This is a genomic window from Vibrio sp. B172a (genome assembly GCF_030248355.1).
In the GTDB taxonomy this organism is placed as follows: Bacteria; Pseudomonadota; Gammaproteobacteria; order Enterobacterales; family Vibrionaceae; genus Vibrio; species Vibrio owensii.
On record NZ_JAHGAC010000014.1, the window covers coordinates 93,571 to 118,424 of the forward strand.

29 protein-coding genes are annotated in these 24,854 nt (G+C 44.8%); 14 read left to right on the forward strand and 15 right to left on the reverse strand.

All coding sequences use genetic code 11. The features are described from left to right. Nucleotides 1-25: 25 nt before the first annotated feature. Nucleotides 26-1,375, reverse strand: a complete 1,350-nt coding sequence (locus tag KIT90_RS15220; RefSeq protein ID WP_285348202.1) for an alpha-amylase family protein — start codon at nucleotides 1,373-1,375, stop codon at nucleotides 26-28. Nucleotides 1,376-1,862: 487 nt separating this feature from the next. Then, complete coding sequence (gene ppiC, locus KIT90_RS15225; RefSeq protein ID WP_223976268.1) at nucleotides 1,863-2,156, reverse strand: peptidylprolyl isomerase PpiC; 294 nt, start codon at nucleotides 2,154-2,156, stop codon at nucleotides 1,863-1,865. 253 nt (nucleotides 2,157-2,409) lie between these two features. On the opposite strand from ppiC, the gene KIT90_RS15230 reads away from it, so the two are divergent. Then, nucleotides 2,410-3,324, forward strand: coding sequence for a chemotaxis protein (locus tag KIT90_RS15230; RefSeq protein ID WP_005441118.1), 915 nt, complete (start codon nucleotides 2,410-2,412; stop codon nucleotides 3,322-3,324). Nucleotides 3,325-3,330: 6 nt separating this feature from the next. Here the strand turns inward: KIT90_RS15230 and KIT90_RS15235 are convergent, their stop codons facing one another. From KIT90_RS15235 to hutW, 5 genes are all read right to left on the reverse strand, one after another. Next, nucleotides 3,331-3,741: a hypothetical protein gene (locus tag KIT90_RS15235; protein WP_285377348.1), complete on the reverse strand. Its 411-nt coding sequence runs from the start codon at nucleotides 3,739-3,741 to the stop codon at nucleotides 3,331-3,333. Between the two features lie 141 nt (nucleotides 3,742-3,882). After that, nucleotides 3,883-4,419, reverse strand: a complete 537-nt coding sequence (locus KIT90_RS15240) for an ATP:cob(I)alamin adenosyltransferase (RefSeq protein ID WP_054823712.1) — start codon at nucleotides 4,417-4,419, stop codon at nucleotides 3,883-3,885. Between the two features lie 104 nt (nucleotides 4,420-4,523). Then, nucleotides 4,524-5,054 (reverse strand): heme utilization protein HutZ, encoded by a 531-nt coding sequence (hutZ, locus tag KIT90_RS15245; RefSeq protein ID WP_005441121.1) that lies wholly within the window; start codon nucleotides 5,052-5,054, stop codon nucleotides 4,524-4,526. A gap of 107 nt (nucleotides 5,055-5,161) precedes the next feature. After that, complete coding sequence (hutX, locus tag KIT90_RS15250) at nucleotides 5,162-5,665, reverse strand: heme utilization cystosolic carrier protein HutX (protein ID WP_020194073.1); 504 nt, start codon at nucleotides 5,663-5,665, stop codon at nucleotides 5,162-5,164. 22 nt (nucleotides 5,666-5,687) lie between these two features. Next, nucleotides 5,688-7,058, reverse strand: a complete 1,371-nt coding sequence (gene hutW, locus KIT90_RS15255) for a heme anaerobic degradation radical SAM methyltransferase ChuW/HutW (RefSeq protein WP_285377350.1) — start codon at nucleotides 7,056-7,058, stop codon at nucleotides 5,688-5,690. Nucleotides 7,059-7,225: 167 nt separating this feature from the next. On the opposite strand from hutW, the gene KIT90_RS15260 reads away from it, so the two are divergent. Genes KIT90_RS15260 through KIT90_RS15285 form a run of 6 tightly spaced genes read left to right on the forward strand, consistent with a single transcriptional unit; the run spans nucleotide 7,226 to nucleotide 11,805 of the window. Then, entirely contained in the window at nucleotides 7,226-7,972 is a 747-nt protein-coding gene (locus KIT90_RS15260) for an energy transducer TonB (RefSeq protein ID WP_285377352.1), read from the forward strand. Next, a complete protein-coding gene (locus tag KIT90_RS15265; protein WP_005441125.1) occupies nucleotides 7,972-8,670 on the forward strand; it encodes a MotA/TolQ/ExbB proton channel family protein in 699 nt (232 codons plus the stop codon). Before KIT90_RS15260 ends, KIT90_RS15265 begins: the two co-directional genes overlap by 1 nt. Then, entirely contained in the window at nucleotides 8,667-9,080 is a 414-nt protein-coding gene (locus KIT90_RS15270) for a biopolymer transporter ExbD (RefSeq protein ID WP_005441127.1), read from the forward strand. The genes KIT90_RS15265 and KIT90_RS15270 overlap by 4 nt, the downstream gene beginning before the upstream one ends. Nucleotides 9,081-9,106: 26 nt before the next feature. After that, nucleotides 9,107-9,976 carry a hemin ABC transporter substrate-binding protein gene (locus tag KIT90_RS15275; protein ID WP_005441128.1) on the forward strand — a complete coding sequence of 290 codons (870 nt, stop codon included), beginning with the start codon at nucleotides 9,107-9,109 and terminating at the stop codon, nucleotides 9,974-9,976. A 9-nt stretch (nucleotides 9,977-9,985) separates the two neighbouring features. Then, nucleotides 9,986-11,023, forward strand: coding sequence for an iron ABC transporter permease (locus KIT90_RS15280; protein WP_285377356.1), 1,038 nt, complete (start codon nucleotides 9,986-9,988; stop codon nucleotides 11,021-11,023). Continuing rightward, complete coding sequence (locus KIT90_RS15285; protein ID WP_061008322.1) at nucleotides 11,023-11,805, forward strand: heme ABC transporter ATP-binding protein; 783 nt, start codon at nucleotides 11,023-11,025, stop codon at nucleotides 11,803-11,805. Before KIT90_RS15280 ends, KIT90_RS15285 begins: the two co-directional genes overlap by 1 nt. A gap of 87 nt (nucleotides 11,806-11,892) precedes the next feature. Here the strand turns inward: KIT90_RS15285 and KIT90_RS15290 are convergent, their stop codons facing one another. Beyond that, on the reverse strand, nucleotides 11,893-12,354 hold the full coding sequence (locus KIT90_RS15290; protein WP_005441131.1) for a TetR/AcrR family transcriptional regulator: 462 nt from the start codon (nucleotides 12,352-12,354) through the stop codon (nucleotides 11,893-11,895). Nucleotides 12,355-12,881: 527 nt separating this feature from the next. Between KIT90_RS15290 and KIT90_RS15295 the strand changes: the two genes are divergently transcribed. Beyond that, on the forward strand, nucleotides 12,882-13,181 hold the full coding sequence (locus tag KIT90_RS15295; RefSeq protein ID WP_005441132.1) for a YfcZ/YiiS family protein: 300 nt from the start codon (nucleotides 12,882-12,884) through the stop codon (nucleotides 13,179-13,181). Between the two features lie 71 nt (nucleotides 13,182-13,252). Here the strand turns inward: KIT90_RS15295 and KIT90_RS15300 are convergent, their stop codons facing one another. After that, nucleotides 13,253-13,525 carry a YnjH family protein gene (locus tag KIT90_RS15300; protein ID WP_032802124.1) on the reverse strand — a complete coding sequence of 91 codons (273 nt, stop codon included), beginning with the start codon at nucleotides 13,523-13,525 and terminating at the stop codon, nucleotides 13,253-13,255. Between the two features lie 147 nt (nucleotides 13,526-13,672). Between KIT90_RS15300 and KIT90_RS15305 the strand changes: the two genes are divergently transcribed. Beyond that, nucleotides 13,673-14,272 (forward strand): hypothetical protein, encoded by a 600-nt coding sequence (locus KIT90_RS15305; protein ID WP_041053686.1) that lies wholly within the window; start codon nucleotides 13,673-13,675, stop codon nucleotides 14,270-14,272. A gap of 75 nt (nucleotides 14,273-14,347) precedes the next feature. Here the strand turns inward: KIT90_RS15305 and KIT90_RS15310 are convergent, their stop codons facing one another. After that, the gene (locus KIT90_RS15310; RefSeq protein WP_005441135.1) at nucleotides 14,348-15,454 is read right to left on the reverse strand and encodes a 1-acyl-sn-glycerol-3-phosphate acyltransferase; all 1,107 of its coding nucleotides are present in this window, start codon (nucleotides 15,452-15,454) and stop codon (nucleotides 14,348-14,350) included. Between the two features lie 192 nt (nucleotides 15,455-15,646). Here KIT90_RS15310 and KIT90_RS15315 point away from each other — a divergent pair, with 192 nt between their 5' ends. Then, nucleotides 15,647-16,255: a hypothetical protein gene (locus tag KIT90_RS15315; protein ID WP_039985250.1), complete on the forward strand. Its 609-nt coding sequence runs from the start codon at nucleotides 15,647-15,649 to the stop codon at nucleotides 16,253-16,255. Between the two features lie 63 nt (nucleotides 16,256-16,318). On the opposite strand, the gene KIT90_RS15320 is transcribed toward KIT90_RS15315, so the two are convergent. Both KIT90_RS15320 and KIT90_RS15325 read right to left on the reverse strand, forming a co-directional pair. Beyond that, nucleotides 16,319-16,801, reverse strand: coding sequence for a hypothetical protein (locus KIT90_RS15320; protein WP_005441137.1), 483 nt, complete (start codon nucleotides 16,799-16,801; stop codon nucleotides 16,319-16,321). A 26-nt stretch (nucleotides 16,802-16,827) separates the two neighbouring features. Then, complete coding sequence (locus KIT90_RS15325; RefSeq protein ID WP_285377360.1) at nucleotides 16,828-17,349, reverse strand: nicotinate-nicotinamide nucleotide adenylyltransferase; 522 nt, start codon at nucleotides 17,347-17,349, stop codon at nucleotides 16,828-16,830. A 210-nt stretch (nucleotides 17,350-17,559) separates the two neighbouring features. Here KIT90_RS15325 and nadE point away from each other — a divergent pair, with 210 nt between their 5' ends. Next, the gene (gene nadE, locus KIT90_RS15330; RefSeq protein ID WP_039839882.1) at nucleotides 17,560-18,390 is read left to right on the forward strand and encodes an ammonia-dependent NAD(+) synthetase; all 831 of its coding nucleotides are present in this window, start codon (nucleotides 17,560-17,562) and stop codon (nucleotides 18,388-18,390) included. Between the two features lie 110 nt (nucleotides 18,391-18,500). Here the strand turns inward: nadE and KIT90_RS15335 are convergent, their stop codons facing one another. Beyond that, on the reverse strand, nucleotides 18,501-20,318 hold the full coding sequence (locus tag KIT90_RS15335; RefSeq protein WP_285377361.1) for a hybrid-cluster NAD(P)-dependent oxidoreductase: 1,818 nt from the start codon (nucleotides 20,316-20,318) through the stop codon (nucleotides 18,501-18,503). 272 nt (nucleotides 20,319-20,590) lie between these two features. Between KIT90_RS15335 and KIT90_RS15340 the strand changes: the two genes are divergently transcribed. Both KIT90_RS15340 and pyrC read left to right on the forward strand, forming a co-directional pair. Continuing rightward, entirely contained in the window at nucleotides 20,591-20,755 is a 165-nt protein-coding gene (locus KIT90_RS15340; RefSeq protein WP_005453437.1) for a YqaE/Pmp3 family membrane protein, read from the forward strand. Nucleotides 20,756-20,909: 154 nt separating this feature from the next. After that, nucleotides 20,910-21,938 (forward strand): dihydroorotase, encoded by a 1,029-nt coding sequence (pyrC, locus tag KIT90_RS15345; protein ID WP_061008314.1) that lies wholly within the window; start codon nucleotides 20,910-20,912, stop codon nucleotides 21,936-21,938. Nucleotides 21,939-22,042: 104 nt separating this feature from the next. On the opposite strand, the gene KIT90_RS15350 is transcribed toward pyrC, so the two are convergent. Then, nucleotides 22,043-22,951: a DUF808 domain-containing protein gene (locus tag KIT90_RS15350; RefSeq protein ID WP_285377363.1), complete on the reverse strand. Its 909-nt coding sequence runs from the start codon at nucleotides 22,949-22,951 to the stop codon at nucleotides 22,043-22,045. Between the two features lie 173 nt (nucleotides 22,952-23,124). On the opposite strand from KIT90_RS15350, the gene KIT90_RS15355 reads away from it, so the two are divergent. Continuing rightward, nucleotides 23,125-24,042 carry a M14 family metallocarboxypeptidase gene (locus tag KIT90_RS15355; protein WP_285377365.1) on the forward strand — a complete coding sequence of 306 codons (918 nt, stop codon included), beginning with the start codon at nucleotides 23,125-23,127 and terminating at the stop codon, nucleotides 24,040-24,042. Here the strand turns inward: KIT90_RS15355 and KIT90_RS15360 are convergent. Next, nucleotides 24,037-24,825, reverse strand: coding sequence for a helix-turn-helix domain-containing protein (locus KIT90_RS15360; protein ID WP_038893499.1), 789 nt, complete (start codon nucleotides 24,823-24,825; stop codon nucleotides 24,037-24,039). The two genes, KIT90_RS15355 and KIT90_RS15360, sit on opposite strands and share 6 nt — an antisense overlap. Nucleotides 24,826-24,854 lie beyond the last annotated feature (29 nt).

The following is a 24,854-nucleotide window of genomic DNA, read 5'->3' on the forward strand; positions in this document are numbered from 1 at the left end:
AAGCTGTTTGCGCTTCTAAGGGGTATTACTTTTCTACAAGCAGCATCGCTGATTTCGCCGCCACTTTAATCTCTTCACCGCTAGGCACTTCTTCTCCGGTCATCATATCAACCAGAGCCTTGTTCACTGTCAGTTGCAGTGATTGCGCTCGCGCAGATTTGTTGAGTACCAAGATGCCCTTCTCGCCGCGCTGAAGTACCAACATATCGTCGTTACCTTCCAGTACCGTCATTGGCTCGCCATGAACAAGATTATGGAATGCCACCATCTTTGCCATACGTGCGTCCTTCCACGCATTCTGCCATCTTGGTTTACCATCCACGCCCTTGATACCACTGGTGTCTAAATCCGTGTAGATAAGCGGAACACCGCCATCGCGTCCCAGAATGTAAGCATACGCCAGCCATTCGTTCTCTTCATCCATGACTAAATCCAAGAACACATCATTGTTTGGAATATCATGAGTAATCGCGAAAGTAATAGCTCGACGGTTAGATAAAGCCTGACCAAAACAGTACGGGTCGATCAAAGACTTAAAACTACCCTTCTTCGAGAACGCCTTAAAGATGGTTGAGAACAACGGAAAATCGTATGCACCTAACCGTGTTTCTTTCAAATACGGTTCTAGGAACAGCTCATATTCTTCTTCTGTCGCGCCACCATCTGTGATGATTTCACCAAAGATATGGACGTCTTGAGTAATGTCTTCGGTCCAAACCAACTTTAGGTGTTCTAGCGTCATGTGCTTTGCGGCATCAATACGGAAACCTTTCACGCCCAGAGCCTTAAGCGCTTTCAGGTAAGTACGTTGCTGCTCAACAACATGCTTGCACACACGTAAAGTCGGCAACCCAGGATCGGTTGGACCGCCCGAGATTCGACCATTTTGAACTTCCCACTTGTCTTTCCAATCTTTAATGCCAAAAGCTTCAACGAAGTCATTCTCATCAAACAGCGGCTCTGACAAGTCACCGAATAGAATCAGATCTTGATACTTGCTTGCATTCTGCTGGTAATCATCCATCACGGCTTGGCGTGGATATTGTAAATCCGAGCGTAGATGGGCTTCGTTCGCCATGTGATTAAAGACGACATCGGCGTAAACCAATACACCTACACGGTCGAGTGCTTCAACCATGTTTTTAAAATCTGTGGTATTACCGAGCGCATTGTCGATAACACGATAATCTTGAGGTTGGTAACGCTGCCACCAGCGTTCGTCTTGTGCGCTTTTCATCGGCGGAGAAACCAATACCGAGCCATAACCTAGCTCGCTGATCTCCGCTGCGCGTTGGGCAATGTCAGCATACTTCCAATCAAAAGCGTGCAAGATAACATTTGCACCTGTTGATTGTGTTTCCTGTAAGCCACTCATGTTTCTCTCCTCGTCGCGTTCGCTCACCCATTGTTACTCGTATTCTTCGTGAGCGAATCCAATAGCCAAAATTATAAGAACTATTAGCGAACCTCCCTCACCCCTTTTGCGTTTCTGCTAGGTGGAAAAACAAGGCGTAGCTCATCCCCAGTTAAGGTTTAAACGTCCGTTTAAAAGTATTCGAACGCCCAAGCCAAAACAAAGATCGCAAGGATACCGATTTAAACACCTGTTTTATAAGCATTTTGCAGATAAGCCATTCTGATCGCGCCTACTCTCACTATTACGCCTTTTCTCAGTAAGAATGTGGATTTGGGGCAATAATTCGATATGTAACAAATATTTAAGAAAGCGAAACTGCTGCTCACGTCACAGTTGGTGCGGTTTATAAATTGATAGGAAAAGAGAGGAAGAGTCGAAATGATGACGACAGGTGCGCGAATAAAGAACGCTAGATACAAAAATAGCGCGATAAACGCGCTATTTTTTAAGTGCGGTATAACACCTTAACAACGTGCCAACCGAATTTGGTTTTGACTAGGTGTGGCGTAAGAACCTCACCAGAAAAACAAACTTTGTCGAACTGTGGCACCATTTGACCGCGGCGAAACTCACCTAGGTCGCCACCACGTTTACCAGATGGACAAGTCGAGTATTTCTTTGCCAATGTCTGGAATTTAGCACCTTTTTTAAGCTGCTGGATGATGTCTTCAGCTTGTTCTTTATGCTTTACAAGAATGTGTAAAGCGGCTGCTGTATTTGCCATGTGTCTGTCTCTCACTGTTCGGGTCGCGCAAGTTTACCGAATCGCTTCAATATCGCAATAATTTCTCTAATGCAGCCCTTATCTTCATCTTTTGATATTCGGTTCTATCTAACAATTTGATGAAAACTTGGCCGCTCACCGATTCAATTTCAACTTTAATTTGCGCTATTTCCTAAAAAGCTCAATTTTCCACGCTCTACGGTTGAAGCGGTCGCCTTATAAGATTAGATTAGTTACATAAATCAGTGATATTGATAAGGTTATTTTCATGGCAAAAGTCGCGAGTAAAGCGAACCAATCTCAAGGTATGTTGGTGTTTAAACTCACCCTGCAACAGAACTTCGCAATTGGCACACTTAAAGTCCGTGAAATTGTTCCTTATATGCCGACCACCAAAATCCCCTATTCGCACCATCATGTAATTGGTACTGTGACGATTCGTGATTTGACGGTGCCAGTCATCGATATGGCGGCAGCAATTGGATTCCGTCCTATCCAAGAGGAAGAATACAAGAATTGCTATTTGATCGTGACCGATTGCCTACGTACTGTGGTGGCATTTATGGTGCGAAGTATCGAGAAAATCATTGAATGTGATTGGAAATCTATCGAAACACCACCATCAAGTGCGGGTCATAATATCTTTGTAACGGGTATTACTCGCTATGAAGAGAAAATCGTACAAATGTTGGATGTGGAACTTCTACTATCGAAGATCTACCCGCAATACGAGAATACCAAGATTCCAATGCTTACAGACATCGAGCGCGAGCGTTTGAAAGCCTTAAATATCCTTTTGGTGGACGACTCTTCTATCGCTCGCAAGCAATTGAGCGACGCGCTAGACCGCATCAACATCCCGTATCAAATCTGTAAAAACGGCTCAGACGCACTCGATTTGATGAAGCGAGATGCAGAAGCAAACCGCCCAATTGACCTTTTAGTGAGTGACATTGAAATGCCAGGGCTGGATGGTTATGAACTTGCGTTTGAAGTTCAAAATGATTCTGCGCTGAACAACTCTTACCGTATTCTTCACACGTCTCTATCAAGTGAGATCTGTGTTGACCGAGCTCACCAAGTTGGCGCTCACGAGGCATTAGAGAAATTCAACGCCGGGGAATTGATTGAAGCGATGCTGCGCGGTGCAAAAGAGCTGGAAGCAAAAGCGATGGCTTCTTAATCATATCTAATAAGTTTGCTTGATCTGGTATACATCAATAACTTTTTCGGCAGTAAACAAACTCATTATACTCGCTACCGAACATGAAAACAGTGCAACAAAGACGAACATTTTGATGTGACTATTGAGCAATAACCCTCCGCCGAAGAAATACAATCCTATCGCGATAACCGCTGGCATAATCAATGCGGGGCGACACAACAACTCCATTGAAAGGGAGAAAAAGTAAACCTCCTCCCTTTTAGCAATCGAATACCAGTTGTAGAGAACAATAGAAGCTGTCGCACCCACCGCTACCGCTATAGCAATCAAGACACTCGAAACATGCTGCCCTGCAAACAACACAAACCCCGCTCTGATAGACAATACCGCGCAAAACAGCCAAATCAATAAAGGTCCCCCAACAACTAAACCCATCGTTTCTTTCCTCTGAATCAATTTTAATCGTTATTCAAACAAAGGCAGAAAGATGGGTAAAGGTAATCAAAGCACTCGAATGAGAACTCTGCGACGGCTAGCTTAAAGTCATTAAATTCAGACTATCAGGTGATATTTTTCCTATTTACTTGGCATTGTGTAGCTGCGAGACACAAACTCAGTTTCTTCGACTTGATAAATGTGGTTGATGTAAGACGCCAGACTGTAGAGCACATTCGCGAGCAGGTTTGAATAGCGGAACAAAATCGGAGCGGGTTGTTTCTTACCTGAATGCTCAACGGCAACCAATGCACGAACCACCTTTTTAGCTTGGCAACGACACAAATGCAACTGGCTTGACGTTGGGTGACCGCCTGGAAGCACAAATCCTTTAAATCCACCGTCGATACGAGCCTTAACTGCATCGTAATCTGCTTTTAGCTCATCGACTTCTGCTTCTGTAATCGCGAGTTTTCCGCGGATAGAGCCATTTACATGATATACGTTGGGCTGCATTCGAGTCAGTATGTCACGGCTAAAGTCATCGAGTTCCATCGATAGAACCAACCCAATTCGGCTACACAACTCATCAGCGGTGATTTCAAAGTCACATACTGGGCTGTCTTCATAGATGAATGGGTAACAAATCTCGCCAAGTTCCTTGCTTACTGGTCTCATGCTCTTTCTCTGTGCTTTTGTTCTAATAAAAAAGGGAGTCAGTATAACCTAACTCCCTTTGAGCATTCACATCCGTTTAAACGATCATAAGTTAGAAAATCGGCTTATGCGTTTTCGATTTTCTTGTGACCTTCTTGAAGGTGAACGAAGTCAACCAAATCATCACCTGATACTTGGTAAGCTTGACCAAAGCCTTTCACGAATAGACCTTGTTCTGCTTTTAGGTTGAACAGAACGAAGTCTTCTAGTTGGCTCAGACCATCGATGATCTCACCAAAACGATCTTTCATCTGGCCAACAACTTGTTGCCACATTTCAGTATCACGCTCAACAACGGTTGCAACTGCATCAAACGTTAGACGCTTACGAGCAAACAACTGCTTCGACGAGTCTTCATCTTCAATCATCATCAAAGATACGTTTGGATTCTCTAGTAGGTTGCGTGCGTGACGAGCAATCTGAGAAATAAGAACGAAGTAACCTTCCTGGTTTTGAACGTATGGTGCGTAACTTACGTTTGGACGGCCTTCCGCATCAACTGTTGCTAATTGAATGGTACGACGTTCCTGACGAAATTCCTTGATTTCTGGTCCTAGACGACCTTGTAAACGCTCTTGTTTAACTTGCTGATCCATTTTGATACCTAACTTTACTTGTTTGTTGTTCCGAGTTTTAACTCGGTTATTCTTTAATAAAATGACACTGCGCTAACGAATTAGTGCAGTGTCATGCTCATTCGAGACTACTTGTTGAACTCTGCTTGCATTGCACGGAATGCTGTTACTTGATCTTCGATTAGCTCACGCTTCTCGTTGCGGCCTAGGTAAATCTTAAAGATGTTGCTGCCACACTCAGAGAAGAAACCAAAGTAATGGCTCTCACGTCCCATAAACGGTTTACTTACTAAGGCAATGTTTTTCACGTTATCCAGTTTTAGGTGGCCATGAAGCTCACCTTCTTTGCCCATAAGGTTGTAGTAACCACGAGCAACTTTACCTTTCGGGAACGGCGCTTTTACTTCAAAGATAGAACCAAAAGAATGAACGATAGTTGTTACTGGGCCAAAACCAACAAGACCTTCTAAAATGCTTTGTGCTTGCTCACCAGGAGCTACTGCAACCATCTCTTGAGGAAGTGCTGCTACCACTTCAAACTCTGATACACCAAGGCGCTCAGCCATTGCTGCAGGAAGTAGTTGCGGCTCTTGTTCTAGTAGGGCTTCGACCTGTTGCTTGATTGATTCCATTGTTTTTTCCATTTCTTTCAGATTAATTGTTAGATACTTTTGGTACGTTTTCGTTCATTTCAGAAGTCAGTACTTGAATGCATGCTTGAGCCAAAGACACCGCCCAGAAGCTACCTGCTAACGTCAGTACTAAACTGCGATCTTGTAACTCGACCAAACCTTTGTCATGCCAAACTTTGAATAGTGGCATCAGGAAACTGAAGGTGTCTTCGCCCATAAATGCTGGCAGTTTGCTCGCCTGAACAATGCCTCGATCAAAGCCAGACTTCAGCGCTGCGAATAGTGGCTCTAGTGGGCTTTGCTTCATCATCATTGCGATGGTGCTCTGCCCTTCATTTACAGCTTTAACGTAAGTGTCTAGCGTGCGGTGTTGCATCATGCCGTAACCACCGATGTTACCGCCCGCACCACAACCGACAGGCAATACTTCTGCATAGGTCTTCGCTAAGCTGTTGTATAAGCTGCGTTCACGGTTATCGATCGCCCAGTGGTTAACACTAAGCTGCTTCATGTGGTGCTCTGCCATAAACTTAGCACCAAGCTCGTACATGCCTGCTTTTTCCGGTGTCGTTGCAGGTGGCGGCATTTTGCCTTTTTCAACCAAATTGAGCATTGGCGCTGTACCGCCAACCACTAACTGATAAAGGTCCAAACCATGAACGCCTGTAGACATGAAGTCCTTAAGATCTTGCTCTAAAACGTCTTTTGTTTGGTAAGGCAGGCCGTAAAGTAAATCAATGATGACAGGGATCTTGTCTTCTTTTGCCAACTCACTTACGCGATCCAATACGTCTTCGCGATCATCCAAACGCTTAGCACTGCGACGAACTTTGGTATTAAAGCTCTGTACACCAAATGAGAAACGGTTGAATCCGCCGTCTAGCGCGCCTTGATATAACTCGTCTGAGAATCGGTTGATACGCCCTTCAAGTGTAATTTCGCAGTCAGCTGCTAGAGGGAAATAGTCGTGAATGGCCTGACCAAGAATACGAACTTGTTCTGGTGCCAGATCCGTTGGCGTGCCACCGCCGATGTAAACCGCATGGAAGATGCCACTTTGCGTCCACGGCATTGCCGCTTTCTCTTTTAGCTCTTTCATCAGAGCATCAAAGTATTCATCGACTAACTTACGGCTGGCAGCATTTTGGAAGAAGTTACAGAAAGTACAGCGCACACGACAGAATGGAACATGAATATATAAGCAGCGCTTATTGTTCTTAGTCGTCGTTTCCGAGGTGATTCTCGATAGGATGTCACCTTGTTGTGGCGGCGGCACTGGCATGCTACTGCCACCCGCATGCGCAGAGTGTTTTTTCACAAAAGCAAAGCGCAACGGATCGGGGCTATCACTCCCAAGGATTGATTCGTCAAATTTATAAATATCGACGGTCATATTTACTCACTTAAAGCCCACCACACAAAGGATTGAGGCTCATTTCAAAAAAACTGCAAAGATCATAATTTGGCCGTAATGATAATGCAATTGATAATTGATCTTATTTCTTTTGTAAGTGATAATCAGTCCAAGTTGATAATGATTAGCAATACCGAGATTTACCCGTGAACGTAAAAAGATATGTCATTGCCGGAGGCGCCTCTTTAGTGGTGCACGCTGCACTGCTTTTTGTCTCTCAAGAGACGAAGGTGTTTGCAATGCCTGCAGGGAATCCTACTAGCTCGGTTAGCCTCAATTTAGTCTCGGCTCCCAAACCAGTCCAAGCTGAACCGACACCACAAGAAGTGGTAGAAGAGAAGCAACCAGAGCCACAAAAAAAGCCTCAACCAAAGCCAGGGCCTAAACCGGTTAAAAAGACGGTAGAAAAGCCAATCGTGAAGAAAGAAGCGATCAAAAAGAAACCTGTCGAGAAAAAACCGAAGCCAGTTAAGAAGCCGCAAACATCTAAGCCTGTTGCCAAGAAAGATCCACAGCCAAAAGAAAAAGTGGAAAAGAAAGTGGCAAAAGAGCCTGTACCGCAACAAAAAGCAGCGCCGACTGAACAATCAAAAGGTGCAACGTCTCAGCCTGTGATGATTGACCAACCTGCTTTTGTTTCCCAGCCTGTTCAGCCTCGTTACCCTCGTTCAGCTCGTAAGCGTGGTATCGAAGGCGTGGCACTCTATGAGGTTTGGTTGGACGAAAATGGCAACCAAGTAAAACAAGTACTTATCGAATCTTCCGGTGCTGAAATGCTCGATGTTTCAGCCCTGCGTGCCATCAAACAATGGCAATTCTCACCACATATTTCTGGCGGGCAAAAAGTTGCTCACCGAGTTCAAATCCCAGTTCGTTTTAAGTTGGATGGATAATGGAACAGCTACAACATTTACAAACCCAATTTGGTCTTATGACTTGGCCTTTAGTTATTTGCTCTGCACTTACAGTCATGATCATCGCGGAAAGACTCTTTCAAGTATTCATCAGTCTAGGCGTAGGCAAACGCGCAATTCGTCAAAAGCTGAATAACCTTGATCCGACCAACAACAAAGATATCGAAGCGCTAGCGGATGAACTTTCTGGCAAACGCCCTCTTCTTTATCGTGGTGTTGCAATGTTGCTAGCGCATCACTCGTTCTCTAAATCTTTACGTGAAGATGCGGCGGGGATTTGGCTACAAGAAAAGCGCCATCAATTGCACTCAGGTCTTCGTTTATTGACTCTGATTGGTGTGATCAGCCCACTTATCGGTTTATTAGGTACGGTACTTGGCCTGATCGATATGTTTAAAGGCATAGCGTCTTCCACAGGTAACATCACGCCAAACGATTTGGCTGATGGCCTAGGTCTCGCGATGCGCACGACCGCTGCAGGTTTGATCATTGCCTTGCCCGCAATTTCTGGCGCACAACTGATCGGTCTTTGGGCTGACCGCGTTATCGCTAAGCTTGAGCATACACTGAACTATGTAAACCTCTGGCTAGAAGGCATTTCTTTGCAACACGTTTCTCCAGAAAACAACAAAGAAATCGCAACGGTTGCTGATCATGTTGAAGCGAGAAGCTCATGATTAAAGCACCTCAAGACAATAGCAGCCATGGTTTAACACCGGACCTCACCCCGTTACTGGATATTATCTTTATTGTAATGGTGTTCTTGATGTTGACTGCGGCAGTCAAGCTCGACTCTTTAGATGTCAACCTTCCAAGCACTGATTCCCAAGCCGTTGCCGAAGTTGATAAACAATCAATTACGGTCAACATCCTTAAAGACGAACCGCACTGGGCAATCAATGGCAAGTCTTACATCGATTGGGAAAACTTCACGATTGCTCTGCTAGAAGAAAGTAAATCAACAGATAAACCGATTGTGATTGGCGCTGAAAAAACCGCCGATATTCAGTCACTGGTTAAGCTTCTTGGCTTTTTACAAGAAAACGGAATTCAAGCGACTCAATTGCTCACTGAAGAGTCGCAATAAAAGAACATAAGATTGAGAACATCCTAATGAATAAAACACTATCTCCAGTTCGCACCGCCTTAACAGCAGCTGTCACTATGCTGGCAAGTGCGAGTCTTTTTGCCAATGAAGCCCCATCTTCTGAACGTGTTGTTAGTGCGGGTAGCGCTGTCACCGAATTGCTTATCGCGCTTGATGCAAAAGACAGCCTTGTTGCTGTTGATGTCACCAGCCAACTGCCAAAAGAAATGGAATTGCCAAAAGTGGGTTACCACCGTCGTCTGTCTGCTGAAGGTTTGCTAGCACTCAGTCCAACGAAAGTGATTGGTTCTGATGAAATGGGCCCGAGCACAACACTTGAGCAACTAAAGTCTGCTGGTGTAGATGTAGAGATTGTAAACACAGAAGCAAATGTTGAAGGTCTTGTGGATCGCATAGACCAAATCGCCAACATCATGCATCGTGAAACTCAAGCAGCAGCGCTAAAGACTGAAGTTGAAACGCAAGTAAAAGCGCTTGAGAGCAACCAACCTGCAAAAGCTGACAAAAAGAAAGTCCTCTTCCTTCTTATTCATGAAGGCCGCCCTGCAAACGTCGCAGGTTCAGAAACCACGCCAGATGCCATCATTCAGCTTGCGGGTGGTGAAAACCCAGCGGCAGGTCAGCTGTCGTCATACAAACCTCTATCTACAGAGGCCATGGTTGAAATGCAGCCGGATGTGATCCTAGTAAGTGGCCGCAGTTACCAAACAATGGGGGGTGCAGATGCCATTTTGAAAGCGATGCCTCTACTTGCTGCTACGCCGGCTGGGATGAACAAAAACATCGTGACAATTGATGGCCACGCACTCGTAGGTGGTTTGGGACTAAAGAGCCTTTCTGAAGCGAAGCGCCTGAATGAGCTGTTATACCCGTAGAGAGATTCAATGCTATTAAGACGTACCCCTTTACCTACTATTCTGCTTGCTTTATCCGGCATTTTAGCCTTTATCGCAGTTGCTTCAATTACGGTAGGCCCAATGAATATCAGCTTCACAGACAGCCTGCGAAGCTTAACAGGGGCGAGCTCTGATCTTGCTCCTCACATCCAACTGGTTATCAACGAAATACGACTTCCTCGCACTATTCTTTGCATGTTTATCGGTGCCATTTTAGCGATCTGTGGTGTCGTCATGCAGGGCTTGTTCCGAAACCCACTCGCCGAGCCTGGCATCATCGGTGTCTCTGCTGGTGCGGCGCTAGGTGGTGCATTTGCTATCGTCGTTTTTGCTGATTTCAGCCAAAACTATCCAACATTAATGAACCTAGCAGCACTGCCTTTCTTTGCTTTCTTAGGCGGTGCTATCACTACTGTTTTAGTTTACTGGTTAGGGACAAGCAAGTTTGGTACATCCGTTACCATCATGCTTCTCGCTGGTGTTGCTATCAGTGCACTATCAGGGGCCGCAATTGGCTTCATGAACTTCATCGCAGACGATCAAATGCTGCGTGACTTAACACTGTGGTCTATGGGGTCACTAGCCGGTGCGAATTGGTCAGGTATTGGCTTAGCGGCCGTGGCATTGGTATTGCTGATGTTCTGGTTCCAGAAAAAAGCGATGTCGCTAAACGCTCTCCTACTGGGCGAATCTGAAGCAAGGCATTTGGGCGTTCCCGTTCAAAAGCTAAAACGACAGCTCATTTTGTTATCTGCGGTAGGTGTGGGGATTACCGTGAGTATCTGTGGCGCTATTGGCTTTATCGGCCTTGTTATTCCTCACTTAGGTCGTATGCTCGCAGGGCCTGACCATCGAACTCTGCTTCCTATTTCTGCGTTGATGGGGGCATTACTTCTTACGGCAGCAGATATGTTTGCACGTGTCGCAGTTGCACCAGCAGAATTACCAGTAGGTATCGTTACTGCACTGATTGGTGCCCCATTCTTTATCTACTTACTGTTCCAACAAAAAGGGAAAATCCTGTAATGAATAACACCGTTTTGTCGGGCAGAAATATTTCGATGCGATACGGAAGCCGTGTCGTTCTGGACGACATCAGTATTGAGATTCGAGCTGGAGAAGTCACAGCATTGCTTGGTCCGAACGGAGCCGGCAAGAGCACGTTATTAAAGCTGCTGTGTGGTGAAATCCCATCTCAAAATGATATCGAATTCTTTGGTACCCAAAAGAATGATTGGGAACCTACAGAGAGTGCAAAACACGTCGCTATGCTGCCACAACACAGCACATTGACGTTTCCTTTCTTAGCGAGAGAAGTGGTAGAGCTCGGAGCAATCCCTCTTTCTATCTCCAATAAGGAAACCAGTGAACTCGCGTTGCACTACATGCAACAAACTGATGTTTTGCATTTAGCTGATAGCCTCTACCCTGCTCTATCTGGTGGCGAAAAGCAGCGTTTGCATTTAGCACGTGTTCTCACACAGCTTCATCAGTCTGGCGATAAGAAAATCTTGATGTTAGATGAGCCAACCTCCGCTTTGGATTTGGCTCACCAGCACAACACCTTAAAAATTGCTCGCGCAGCAGCCAAAGAGAATAATGCTGCCGTCGTGGTTGTGTTGCATGATTTGAACTTAGCTTCTCAATATGCAGACCGCTTAGTCCTGCTGCATGATGGCAAGTTAGTATGTGATGACACGCCTTGGAATGCACTGACTCCAGAACGCATTGAGCAAGTCTATGGCTACCGCTCAATCGTAACTAAGCACCCAACCTTGGATTTTCCTCAAGTGCACGCAGCGGCTTAATCAGCGCGTTTTATGCCCTTGTTTGTCATTCCAAATGATAGGCATACAAAAAAGCCCCGCAACGTTGCGGGGCTTTTTGTTTTGGGGTTATTTGCTCATTTGAATCAACGAACGACCAATCAACCACTCTAGCTCTTTGTCGCTACCTGCACCAAATTGGCTTTCTGCCATCTTGTACAAACGGTCAATGCCATTTGCAGCAAACTCATGTGCGCTTTCTGAAGTAACAATATGGTGGAACAATAGACGCAAGATCGCTAAGAATTCAGTATCTTCTAGAGCCTTAATCCAGCTCTTAGAGAACGCATCCAGACCTTTATCAAATTCTAGATGTTCTACGAACATTTTGAAGATACGACCGTCTAACGCGGCGGTAAAGTCCGTTTTCTTAGGGAAATGGTGGCTAATACCTGTACGCGATACACCTGTTTGTTGACTTAACGTGGTGTAAGACATTTTGTCATAACCAAGTCTTAGAAGCTGATCAACAACGGCATCCATGATTTTCTGGATAGTGATTTCGGTATCTTCTTTACTACGCTTTGGCATATTTTAAGCTCTTCTCTTTGTAAATCCATCTAACTCACAATTAAATGAGGCCAGAATGAAAATCATCCTCAGCATTATGTACTGTATGCCTCTAACAACAAATCAGAGGACCAATCATAACTAAAGTGCACTGCGTAACGTGCAATTTACAGTGATATTTCTGTCAATACATGTGACTCAAAATATGGCGAAAAGTCCACTCCATCAAAACCTTGCACCAAATCATTCATCGAAACTATTCTCAGGCTAAGAATGATAATTATGTAAAAATAATTAATCCGGAAATAGTCTTATAAATTGAACCCCAGTTCAACTAACCTGACAAAAATCTCACGAATATCTAGGTTAATTGATTTTAAATATTGATACATATCACATTAATTTCCTTAAGGAAGTTCTAATAAAATTAATTAACTCACTGTTAACAACATAACATACCGTGCCTTTTTTATCCAAAATCATTCATTTTTGTAGATAGAGATCAAATACCTGATAGAATACCCACAGTATTTACAAGAGGATTCGTTATGAGTGTCGAATTAGAAGAAAACCAAGTATGTGAAGCTTGCGGTTGCGCTGGTGAAATGGGTTTTATCATCAAAGAAGGTGACGATGTTGCCGACGTAACGATTTTCGCAGAGACTAAAGCAGCACTAGAAGCTGAGTTGGCGAAATACATCGAACTAGCAACACAAGTTTGTGCTGACGTTGAATACAACGTTTCAGAACTGACAGAAGAATCTAAAGAGCTAACGGCTCGATTCAAGTTTGAAGTAAGTGCTGAAAAGCTTATCTTTGAACTTAAGACTCGCTCTCTAGCGCGTTAATCATCGATATATAATCGACATATAGATAAAAGCGAGCTCTTAGCTCGCTTTTTTAATGCTTGATTGGCTTGTTACTGGTTGTCTTTCTGAAACACAACCCACTTCAGTGAACCGTTGGTTTCAAAGTCATTCTCATCGGTACACACGAGCAATACGCCATCTATGTTTAGCACCGCCCCAGTGGTGTATGCCTTATCGTCGTAGTAACAAACCCGCTGTCCTAGCTTCCCGTCTGCCACTACTAGAGCCTTTGTATCTGGTGTACTGTAAGATTTTGCTAATACAACGCCTGAGAAGGCCATAGCAGTACTCGCCACCAGCATAGAAATCGTTCTTAAGTTCATGAATATCCCCTCAATGAAGACCACATAAGTTAACAAAGAAACGTTTCGCGTTCTTGGCAGCATCTCATATTCTTGAGACATTGAGCTGTAGCGACCTACAATGCTTTACGTTATCCTTTTCCACTTATCCTTAATACTGTATCGGTTATGCGCGCTTTACTTCTCTTACTCGCTCTAACGGCTTTTTCTAGCTCATCCATCGCTTATGAGCTCGATTACTATGCCAAATTTGGCCATACCGATAACTATGGCAATATTGACCTTCGTAATAAGCCCTATACCACGATACCTGATGGGTTAGTTGTTAAAGGCAATCTAAACATTTCACAAACACCAATCACCAAATTGCCGAGAGGATTGGATGTTCAAGGAAGCCTAGAAGCCACCAACAGCGCATTAAAAACGATAAGACCAGGGGTGAAAATTAAGGGTTACGCGAACTTACTCGGTAGTAAGATTGAACGTTGGCCACGCGGTGTCAAATTAGGCGGCTATTTAAACTTAACCGATAACCCGTTAACCAGTTTGCCCGCAAGATTAAGAGTGAAAGGCGATCTAAGCGTCATTCGCACACCGCTTACCGAACTGCCGGAAGGTTTAATCGTGGATGGTAACCTGTACATAGGTGGTTCTAAACTGACAAAATTTCCAGACACCATGACAGTGAAAGGCAATATCTTTTTGGGGGGAAATCGAGTTACGAAATGGCCAACGAATTTGACCCTAGGTGGCGCAGTTGCGCCATAGAAAAGCTTGGATGAAAGCTCCTTCCTGAAACCAAGCGCTCAGTGCTTTATTGCAAAGCACTGAGCGAAGTTTAAATCATTCTTGGTTGTTTACTGGGTTAGCGTAACTAGCCACCAAGTAACTGTGAGCACCGTTAGGCAGTTGCTCCAACTTCTCTTGCAACTGAGATTTCACCGACTCCGTAATCGACTCATCTTCACGACCCGCAGCAAGCAGGTTGATTGGGAACACACGGTAGTTATTATGAATTTGACGATCGATTTCGTTCGCGAGCTCATCCGGAGTTTCAAACTCTTGGTCAATCACATCACCAAATGCAACGTGCACTTTACCTTTGTAACCAACGATACCTTGGATGATACTTTCGATATCTTCGAATTCGCCTTTCTCGTAACTACCATTCTCTGCTTTCTCATACAGCTCTTTGGCTTTTGCGATGTCACAAGGATCGTTCTGGTAAGAGATGGAAACAGGCACAATCTTCAATGAACGCGTGTATTCACCAAAACTTACTTTTTGCTTACGCCCTTCAACATGAAACATCTTTAAGATGGCAGGATCAGTAAAGTCATTCCCATCTTTGGCACGACCTTCTTTTTGCGCAATCCAAATCGAGTTGCCGGTATCAAGAGAGTGCTTGATGTAGCTTGATAGCAAGCCTAACGCTTTCATCATTTCACGCGGCGCTTTCGCCGAGCGTTTAACAATAAAGCTTTTGTTCAGTCTCATTAGCTCAGTCGCACAAGGCTTCTTAAGCAGGTTGTCACCAATTGCAATACGCACTGTACGATGATCCGTTTGGTGCAAACCGTAGTTTACGAGAGCAGGATCCATCGCGATATCACGGTGGTTAGAAACAAATAAGTAAGACGTATTCTTGTCCAGTTGGTCAAGGCCAGAAAACGTCACGCCGTCAGTGGTGCGATTAAGCGTATCTTGAAGGTACTTCTTCACTTCCAGCTGAATTGCCTCTACAGAATCCAATTTGCTCCACTTCGCTTTTAAGTAGACACGGATAATCGGACTCATGAGAGTTTTGAACCACGCCGCTTTGTTTGCAAAACGGTGGTTTAAAATCGCGCTGATAAACTCATCGTCTTTGATCAGGCGGTCCAGCGCAGCTGGGATTTCTTCGTCGTTGTATGGACGAATTTCAATATAAGGATCGGTATTGGCAGTCATTATTCAATTCATTTCAAAAAGAGCTGGCACATTTTACGCATTGTTTTGCCAACCCGCAGCAATTCAGACCATACTTTTAACATGGTCATACCAGTACCATTACAATTTCTATTCGCAAAAAAATCTGTTATCCGGTTGGCAATTTAGGGGTTTAGCGTTACCCTTAGCGCCCCAAAAACTCTGGTATTCACAATGAACTACGCAATTGAATTTCACGACGCTAATTACCCTTTTCTTAATGTTGCTGCGCGTAAAAAAGCGCTAAAACACAGCTTACTATCAGTAGTAGAAGGTTTGGCGATCATTAAATTGGGTAAACATGAGTATGCCATTGAACCGGGTCAGTATTTCTGGATTCCTCAGGGATGTTTGAGCTCCCTCACCTTTTTGCCTAACACGCGAGTAACTCGCTGTGACTTTTCTGTGCGCTTAACTGACGCATTTGCTCAACAAGCAGGTTACGTGAAGCCATCTGCTCTATTGTCAGCGTTGATTGAAAAGTTGGTGACAACAAAAGCACGTAGCGAACACCAGATGGATTTACTGGCAGTTGTTAGACATGAAGTTCTGACACTAAAGCCAATGTTGACTAGCTCTCCACTGACAGACTCGATTAATAAGTGGAAGCCGGGCTGTGATTCTTCAATTTCGATAGAGCTTTGTCTTGTCTTGACCTTAAGAGAAGCACGTAAGATGAAGTTGTCAGGCAAGAAGCAAGCGGACATCGTTGCAAGATTGTTCAACAACAACGACGAAGAATACGAACAGTTGTGTTTTTTAGTGTTTGGGGAAGCACTATAAAAACTAACGAGGCGAGAATGAAAAAAAGACGTACTCAGTACGTCCTTTTTGTTTTGAATTCGATTAAAACGGCACTTCTATCTGCATCATCCAATCGGCGTCGTAGTATTCATGCCAGCGGTAATCAAAACGCATTCTTGGTTCATCACCGCTCTTATCACCAAAACCGACGCTGAACATCAAGCCATGGCTTTTTAGCCACTCTTCTGTGCTCATCTTCGCCTCTTCATCCCTCAGTTCTTCTGGCATCCATAGCCCAAGACCAAAGTAGTTACTTTCTAGATTCTGAGTAAGAATCGGCGTGTCTTCCGATTTGATTGCCCACTGATCCCAATAGCTCTCTGTAGGCCCCTCAATCGACTTTTCAGCAATGTACCAGTTGATCGTGTCCATACTTAACACACCCACACTATCAAAAATATCTTCACAGATAGGCATGGTGTTATCAGCAAACACGACGGAACGATCAGATAAATAGTTACAAGCAGAGCTAGCCTGTGTTGCCACAAGCAGCGCGCATGCACTAAGTACCACAACTCTGACCATGAAAATCTGACCTCTTCGTTTTCAGATTACGATTGTTTGTATAAGCCTTCGCTTAGTAATAGTTTATTGACCGTTGGTGTCGTGAATGCACTGATGTCTTCACCCTCTAACAGTGCATTACGAATGTCCGTGCTTCTGATTTTGACTTTTTCAGGACACGCCATCACGGTCCAACGTTCGGTTATTTCTTCTGCTCTGTAAAATTTAGCAAATTTGAAAAAATTATCAGGACCTATGACAAAAGTTATATCGGCTTGCGTGTGGATTTCTTGAATTTTTTCTAATAACGCAAAAGTCGTCACATTTTGTCCAGGCTGGTACAAAGCTTGCTCAAGGTCAGAGCGTTGAACATTAGAAAGCCCCATGTCCTTAATGAAGGCATCAACCAGTTTGCACCGAATTGGGTAATCCAACATGTTTTTGCCCCAAGCATGTGCAATGCTTGGCTCAAGTAGCACGAGATCAAAGTGGCTCAGTGACTCGATCACGCTCTTGTGACCTAAGCTTGGCGGGTTAAATGCGCTGCCAAAAACGGCGATTTTTTTCATATCCGGTGATTACCTGGTTGAAGAGAGTTTTCTAATCCGATGATTTCGGTATGATACTACTAATCTTTAGAGCTTTTTGACACTAAAGCGACGTTTATGAATATCAACTGCATGGTTTCTCACCATTTGTGAACTATAAACGCCTGCCGCAGTATGAATTTATTCACACTCATTTGGTGTCGTACATATTTGCAGGAAAAGGAACCCTAAATGGAACAATCCATCCGCGATGAAATGCGAGTACTCCCTTCTATCGATCCGCATTTCGAAATTGAACGCCGTGTCGCTTTTATCAAGCGTAAATTGCAAGAAGCAGGCTGTAAGTCTCTTGTTCTTGGCATCAGCGGTGGCGTTGACTCAACGACATGTGGTCGTTTGGCTCAATTGGCTGTAGACCAACTGAACGAAGAAGCTGGCGACAATAGCTACCAGTTTATCGCCGTTCGTTTGCCTTACGGTGAGCAAAAGGATGAAGACGAAGCACAACTTGCTCTTGCTTTTATCCAACCAACGCACTCTGTATCGGTAAACATCAAAGCAGGCGTAGATGGTCTTCACGCTGCTTCTCACGTTGCATTAGAAGGTACTGGTCTTCTTCCAACGGAAGCAGCAAAAGTAGATTTCGTGAAAGGTAACGTAAAAGCGCGTGCTCGCATGGTTGCTCAATACGAGATCGCTGGTTACGTTGGCGGCCTAGTGCTTGGTACTGACCACTCAGCGGAAAACATCACGGGTTTTTACACCAAGTTTGGTGATGGTGCGTGCGATATGGCACCTCTGTTTGGCTTGAGCAAACGTCAAGTTCGTGAAGTGGCTGCAACATTAGGCGCACCAGAGCAACTGGTGAAGAAAGTTCCGACGGCAGACTTAGAAGAACTGGCGCCGCAAAAAGCAGATGAAGATGCTTTGAGCCTGACATACGAGCAGATCGATGACTTTCTAGAAGGCAAGCCTGTATCGCAAGAAGTGAGTGATCGTCTTGTAGCTATCTACAAAATGACTCAACACAAACGTCAGCCGATCCCAACGATCTACGACTAAATGACGATTTTACTCCTGAGCGATTTGTTGCTTAAACCGCTCTGAGATAAATAGAAAAACGCCGCTAAATTAGCGGCGTTTTTGTTTGTTACGGTTTATTTTTAACGCGTTCAGTCCGCGAGTGTCACGTCCGTTTGTGGGATTGCACAACATGCCAACACTTTACCCATCGCACGTTCCTCTGCGCTGATAGCAGGTACATCTGGGTGATCGACTAGCCCTGATTCTAATTGAACCTTACAAGCACCACACAAGCCCGCTCGACAGCTGTTGCTAATGGTTTTGCCTGCATTCTCTACTTGCTCAAGTAGCGTTTGTTGGTTGTTACCCATCAACTTAAAGCCGTTGAATTCAATCTCAACACTTTTCTCTGGCTTGGCTGTAGTAGCCGCAACGCCGAATGCTTCTTGATGATAGTTATCTTCCGGTAGCCCTTTCTTGAGTAGGAGATTTTTCGCCTTTTGCATAAAACCATCAGGGCCACAAACGAACACTTGGCGCTTCTCAACATCTTTGATCTGTTTTATATGGGATAAGCTGATTCGCCCCTTAAGACCAAACCAATCCACCGCAGGTTGAGTTAAGCAAATCTTCACATCTAGTCCCGGATGCTGACGTTTCAGTTCATCGAGCTCATCTTTACATGGGATATCAATCTCGGTGCTGCACTGATGGTAGAACACCACATCATCAAGTTGGTTGTGATCAGCTAAGTAACGAACCATTGACAGCATTGGGGTTACACCGCTTCCTGCAGACAGTAAAAGCAGAGGCTGAACAGAATGCTCTTTTATATAAAATTGACCATCTGGCGATTCCGCTTCCAGTACATCCCCTACTTGCAGATTATCAAGCAGTGAATTAGACACACGCCCACCAGAAACGCGCTTAACCGAAATCGCGTAGCGCCCCGGGCGAGATGGGCTCGAGGACAAGGTGTAACGACGCCCTACTTTCTTACCTTCTATATCCACTTCGATAGGTAAATGCTGACCCGGTAAGTACGTTGGTAGCTGACCTTTACTTGGCTCAAGCCATAAGGTGACAAAGTCGCGCGCAATCTCTTCTCGTTCGACACAAGTTAGCGTCATTCGATTAGGAGAGTTATCTGGATAAAACTCTGGCTCTTTGTATTCCAGCACTTCAACTTGGTCACCAGAACGAATAATGCCTTCGTTAAGGGCAACAAGATTTTGGCCAAAGAACACGCCCCCACGCTCATTCGCACGGAACTCTTGCAGTGTTTTAAGTGGTTCTTTGCTTTCTCGGAATGTACCGCGTTGAGTGTTAACGGTGGTTAGAATGCAACGCTCACAAGGTTTTACTGATTCAAATTCGACTTCACCAATGCGAATGCGCTTCCATGAATCTTCTTCAAATGGCTTGGTATCAGATACCACTAGGTTGGTTCGGAATTGATCCATTGAGTGCTGTTCAGAGCTTCTGCGATTTAACTCTTCCAGTGACGCTTCACTGATAACAAGCACCGGATAACCATCAGCAAAGCTAACGTTGTGCCCCAACTTCTCTCTTACACGATTGGATTGCTCACCAGTAAAAAGTAACTCAACGCGAAGACCTAACACTCTACTAAACCAATCATCCGCTTCGTCAGTGGTGGTGTATGCCGTAAAACTGTCTTTCCAAACCGTTGCAGGTGCTTCCTGCATTTTGAAATCTTGATAACGAATCTTTAGTGGCTCTTCACCAAGACTGGTAAACACTACGCCATCGGGCAACAACGCTGATTTAATGGTCACCATTTGGGGGAATTTTCGGGCGGTCACCATTGAGCCATCTGACGTCGCAATCATAAATCGACGATCAAAACTCAATCCTTGTTTTTCTACCCAAGCGGAAGATAAGGCAACACCTCCGACGGATTTGACTGGAAAAACATTAATTTGGGACAAAACTGATTGCGACATAGCCTTCTTCCTACAGGTACTTTCTCATTATTGGACTATCATATCCTCATAAGAGTAATGACCCAAGTGCCTATAAAAACTCAATTTTTATAAGGTATCTTCCCAAGGTGATTGACGTTGTCTCTCTTTAACGTTCTTTTTTGTCTCACTTTATGAACAGAGTTCCATAAATTTGCACAGTATTGACGAAATAAGGATTGCCAAAACGTGACATCGCACACATAATTCGCCAACTTTTTGACACTATACATAACCTATCCGGAGCATAGACCATGGATACTAATAAACTGATTCTAATTCTACTTTGTATCTTCCTTCCACCAGTGGCGGTTTACATGGAAAAAGGTCTAGAGAAAGACTTCTTCATCAACCTGATCCTAACGTTCTTCTTCTTCCTACCAGGCACAATTCACGCGCTTTGGTTGACGATGAAGTAACCAACTGAGCTCCTGCCGAAAAGAAATGTGAAAAATGGGATGAAATGAAAGTGCAATTCCACTATCATCCTGTCGCCTAAGCGCAAGCGTTTGCTCTTGAGGTAAATGCAGCGTTTAGGCTCCAAACATAACTTTTAAATGGTGGGAGCAATTAATGACAACACTGACTATTACTCGTCCTGACGATTGGCACGTTCATTTACGCGATGGTGAAGTTCTAAAAGATACCGTTCGCGATATTAGCCGTTATAACGGCCGCGCACTGATCATGCCAAACACCGTCCCACCAGTGACTAATACTGAAATGGCGCTAGCCTACCGTGATCGCATCCTTGCTGAACAACACGGTGAGCAATTCGAACCTCTTATGGCGCTGTACCTAACAGACAACACCACGCCAGACGAAATCCGCAAAGCGAAAGCGACAGGCAAAATCGTTGCAGCAAAGCTTTACCCAGCAGGCGCAACCACCAACTCTGATTCTGGCGTAACCGATGCAAAGAACATCTACCACGTTTTTGAAGCGATGGAAGAAGTTGGCATGCTGCTTTTGGTTCATGGTGAAGTGACTCACAACCACGTTGATATTTTTGACCGTGAGAAGGAATTCCTAGACACGGTTCTTGCTCCTATCGTCAACGACTTCCCTAACCTAAAAATCGTTCTTGAGCACATCACGACTGCGGATGCGGCTAATTTCGTCAACAACGCTTCTGATAACGTTGCAGCAACTATCACCGCTCACCACCTGCTGTTCAACCGTAACCACATGCTAGTCGGCGGCATTAAGCCACACTTCTACTGCCTACCAATTCTTAAGCGCAATACCCACCAACAAGCGCTTATCGAAGCAGCAACAAGCGGCAGCAAGAAATTCTTCCTAGGTACGGATTCAGCACCACACGCAAAAGGCGCAAAAGAGTCGGCTTGTGGTTGTGCTGGGTCTTACACTGCACACGCAGCGCTAGAGCTTTACGCTGAAGTCTTTGAGAACGAAGGCAAGCTAGAAAACCTAGAAGCATTCGCAAGCTTGAATGGCCCTGATTTTTACGGCATAGCTCGTAACTCAGATACAGTCACGCTAGAAAAAGCAGCGTGGGATGTACCAGAAACGATGCCATTTGGCAGCGACATCGTTGTGCCAATCCGTGCAAATGAAAAAATTGAGTGGGAAGTGAAGTAATCACCCTCAAGAAATGAAAAAGGGTCATGCCACCATATTCGATATGGAAAGGCATGACCCTTTTCTTTTGGCTTTAATACAGCCTCAACAAACTGAACTCGCGCTTATTTACCGCGAACCTTTTCAACCACAGTCCAAGCAGCAACCACAATCAAACCAGCAATGACACCAATCATACCGTTAAGCAGTGTCGGTACGATCGCAGTAGCAATGGTGTGACCACGGAAGTCCATAATGATAGGTTCAATCAGATGATGAATTGCAGGGACGTTATGAACAACAATACCGCCGCCAACCAAGAACATCGCAGCAGTACCAACAATCGCAAGCATCTTCATCAGTTTCGGGGCGAACGCTACTAACGCCCCACCGAGTTTGGCTTTCAGACCTTCGCCATTGGATTTACGCTCTAGATAGAAGCCCAAATCATCGAGCTTAACAATGCCAGCCACTAAACCGTAGACACCAATGGTCATCAAGATCGCAATCAGGCTTACTACCAAAATCTGCGTCACGATACTTGTTCCTGTGACGGTGCCTAACGCAATCACGATGATTTCAGCTGACAAAATAAAGTCAGTACGGATTGCACCCGCCACTTTTCTCTTCTCATACTCTTCCACGGATTCACCCGTATCAGAGGACTCTTCCGCGTTACCTTCATGCTGATGAGCGTGAGGGAATAGTTTCTCTAGGATCTTCTCTGCGCCTTCAAAGCAGAGAAACAAACCGCCAATCAAGAGTAATGGCATGATCAACCAAGGAATAAACGCACTAATGAGCAACGCCGCAGGCACCAGTATCAACTTGTTTTTAAATGAACCTTTCGCGACTGCCCATACCACTGGAATTTCTCTTTCGGCAGCAACACCCGATACTTGCTGCGCGTTTAGCGCCAAATCGTCGCCCAATACACCAGCGGTCTTTTTCGCCGCTACCTTTGACATCAATGCGACATCATCCAATACAGCTGCAATGTCATCCAACAGTGTCAGTAAACTTGCTCCAGCCATTTATTTATCTCTTTTATGGAATTGAATAAGTAACAAAATGTAACACCATTAAATCACTCAGCAAAGTTATGATTCTGCAAAGAATAAGGTCACAAATTGTGTTTTGTGTTGATGTGGCTTTGAGACAGGACTAGTCTTGTCTTACCTTTCAAGCACACAAAAGAAAAGTATAGATGAAAAGCGGATACACTTACCCAATCGGTACCCCAGGTCAGCCATGGGGCGAAGCAGAACGCAAAGCTTGGTGTGAGCAACGTGACGTAAAACGTAGCTACCAAGAAGAAGTCGTAACAAAAATTGATGCCCTTCGCGAGCGTTTTGATGTTGAGCAATACGGCGCACTTTCTTACGATGAAGCACGCTTCCCTCTGTTTTGTATTAAGACTCGTAACTGGGATGCAGCAAAACCTGTTGTTTTGGTCACTGGCGGCGTACACGGCTACGAAACAAGTGGTGTGCACGGCGCACTGAAGTTTGTTGATACACAAGCTGAACGTTATGCAGAACACTTCAACATTGTCGTTGCGCCATGTGTTAGTCCTTGGGGTTACGAAGTGATTAACCGCTGGAACCCAAATGCGATCGACCCAAACCGCTCTTTCTATGCAGATAGCCCTGCGGAAGAGTCAGCAAACTTGATTAAGCTGGTTGCGACCTTGGGTGATGTTCTAATGCACATCGACCTGCACGAAACCACCGATTCTGATGAAACTGAATTCCGCCCTGCACTTGCGGCACGTGATGGCCTTGAATACATCGAAGGCATGATCCCAGACGGTTTCTACACGGTGGGTGATACAGAAAACCCGCAACCTGAGTTCCAAAAAGCAGTCATCGAGTCAGTAGCGAAGGTAACGCATATTGCACCTGCTGACGATAAAGGCGAAATCATTGGCTCGCCAGTGGTGCAATTTGGTGTGATTAATTACCCAATGGTGAAACTGGGTTTGTGTGGCGGCGTAACCAACTGCACTTACGGCACCACTACGGAAGTTTACCCAGACAGCCCAAAAGTGACTGATGAAGAGTGTAACGACGCTCAAGTTGCAGCAGTTGTAGGCGGCTTAGACTACGTGCTCAATCAGCTATAACAAACGGTTCTTATATTGCTCCGGTGTAATGCCGGAGTATTTCTTGAACATAGCAATGAAAGGACTGGCTTGGTTATAGCCCAACGTCAACGCCACCTCTTTCACGGTTTGTCCTTTTCTTAACAGCTCCATTGAATGCAGATAACGAACTCGCAATCGCCATTCAGTAAAACTCATCCCTAACTCACTTTGGCAATGGCGAGCTAACGTACGTTCGGTGGTATGCACCTTTTCCGCCCACTCTCCCAAACTAATCTCATCCGTTGGCGCTTCTTCGACGGCTTTTAGGATGGGTTCTAGATATTTGTTGTCTGTGGTTGGCAAGAAATGATGCTCAACCTCTTGCTTCGCTAACTGATCAAGCAGTACCTGTACGATGCGTTTGTCTTCTTCACTCTTTGCCACGTTAATGTCGCGCTGACGGAAATCTTCTACAATCGCAGACACTATTGGCGTTACTTTGATCAGACTGGTTTTAGACGGGAAGTGCTGCGTTAGCTCTGGTGCAATATTTAAAGAGCAGTATTCCAATGGTTTACGGTTATAGCTGGTATGACGAATTCCGGCCGGCACCCAAATAGCCAGATGTGGTGGTGCTAAAAAGCGTGTGTCTTCTGCATCCATTTCTAGAATGCCGCCACTTATCAACTGCACTTGTCCCCAAGGGTGACTATGAATCCGAGTTTCAGTATTCGACAGAAAGGCTTCAAAATTCATAAACACATCTGATGGTGCTTGCTCAATTGATAATGAGGGATGAAGATTCCTCGTGCTCTTTTTCAAAATTGTCTTCCTATCGCTTACGATGTCTT

Coding starts and splice junctions, on each gene's coding strand:
- KIT90_RS15305 (WP_041053686.1), top strand. CDS start 13,673: ATGCGCGCTTTACTTCTCTTACTCGCTCTAACGGCTTTTTCTAGCTCA.
- KIT90_RS15355 (WP_285377365.1), top strand. CDS start 23,125: ATGAAAAGCGGATACACTTACCCAATCGGTACCCCAGGTCAGCCATGG.
- pyrC (WP_061008314.1), top strand. CDS start 20,910: ATGACAACACTGACTATTACTCGTCCTGACGATTGGCACGTTCATTTA.
- KIT90_RS15335 (WP_285377361.1), bottom strand. CDS start 20,318: ATGTCGCAATCAGTTTTGTCCCAAATTAATGTTTTTCCAGTCAAATCC.
- KIT90_RS15295 (WP_005441132.1), top strand. CDS start 12,882: ATGAGTGTCGAATTAGAAGAAAACCAAGTATGTGAAGCTTGCGGTTGC.
- KIT90_RS15340 (WP_005453437.1), top strand. CDS start 20,591: ATGGATACTAATAAACTGATTCTAATTCTACTTTGTATCTTCCTTCCA.
- KIT90_RS15280 (WP_285377356.1), top strand. CDS start 9,986: ATGCTATTAAGACGTACCCCTTTACCTACTATTCTGCTTGCTTTATCC.
- KIT90_RS15235 (WP_285377348.1), bottom strand. CDS start 3,741: ATGGGTTTAGTTGTTGGGGGACCTTTATTGATTTGGCTGTTTTGCGCG.
- KIT90_RS15220 (WP_285348202.1), bottom strand. CDS start 1,375: ATGAGTGGCTTACAGGAAACACAATCAACAGGTGCAAATGTTATCTTG.
- KIT90_RS15310 (WP_005441135.1), bottom strand. CDS start 15,454: ATGACTGCCAATACCGATCCTTATATTGAAATTCGTCCATACAACGAC.
- KIT90_RS15320 (WP_005441137.1), bottom strand. CDS start 16,801: ATGGTCAGAGTTGTGGTACTTAGTGCATGCGCGCTGCTTGTGGCAACA.
- KIT90_RS15270 (WP_005441127.1), top strand. CDS start 8,667: ATGATTAAAGCACCTCAAGACAATAGCAGCCATGGTTTAACACCGGAC.
- KIT90_RS15315 (WP_039985250.1), top strand. CDS start 15,647: ATGAACTACGCAATTGAATTTCACGACGCTAATTACCCTTTTCTTAAT.
- KIT90_RS15290 (WP_005441131.1), bottom strand. CDS start 12,354: ATGCCAAAGCGTAGTAAAGAAGATACCGAAATCACTATCCAGAAAATC.
- KIT90_RS15240 (WP_054823712.1), bottom strand. CDS start 4,419: ATGAGACCAGTAAGCAAGGAACTTGGCGAGATTTGTTACCCATTCATC.
- nadE (WP_039839882.1), top strand. CDS start 17,560: ATGGAACAATCCATCCGCGATGAAATGCGAGTACTCCCTTCTATCGAT.
- hutZ (WP_005441121.1), bottom strand. CDS start 5,054: ATGGATCAGCAAGTTAAACAAGAGCGTTTACAAGGTCGTCTAGGACCA.
- KIT90_RS15350 (WP_285377363.1), bottom strand. CDS start 22,951: ATGGCTGGAGCAAGTTTACTGACACTGTTGGATGACATTGCAGCTGTA.
- KIT90_RS15300 (WP_032802124.1), bottom strand. CDS start 13,525: ATGAACTTAAGAACGATTTCTATGCTGGTGGCGAGTACTGCTATGGCC.
- hutX (WP_020194073.1), bottom strand. CDS start 5,665: ATGGAATCAATCAAGCAACAGGTCGAAGCCCTACTAGAACAAGAGCCG.
- KIT90_RS15285 (WP_061008322.1), top strand. CDS start 11,023: ATGAATAACACCGTTTTGTCGGGCAGAAATATTTCGATGCGATACGGA.
- KIT90_RS15325 (WP_285377360.1), bottom strand. CDS start 17,349: ATGAAAAAAATCGCCGTTTTTGGCAGCGCATTTAACCCGCCAAGCTTA.
- KIT90_RS15265 (WP_005441125.1), top strand. CDS start 7,972: ATGGAACAGCTACAACATTTACAAACCCAATTTGGTCTTATGACTTGG.
- KIT90_RS15275 (WP_005441128.1), top strand. CDS start 9,107: ATGAATAAAACACTATCTCCAGTTCGCACCGCCTTAACAGCAGCTGTC.
- hutW (WP_285377350.1), bottom strand. CDS start 7,058: ATGACCGTCGATATTTATAAATTTGACGAATCAATCCTTGGGAGTGAT.
- KIT90_RS15230 (WP_005441118.1), top strand. CDS start 2,410: ATGGCAAAAGTCGCGAGTAAAGCGAACCAATCTCAAGGTATGTTGGTG.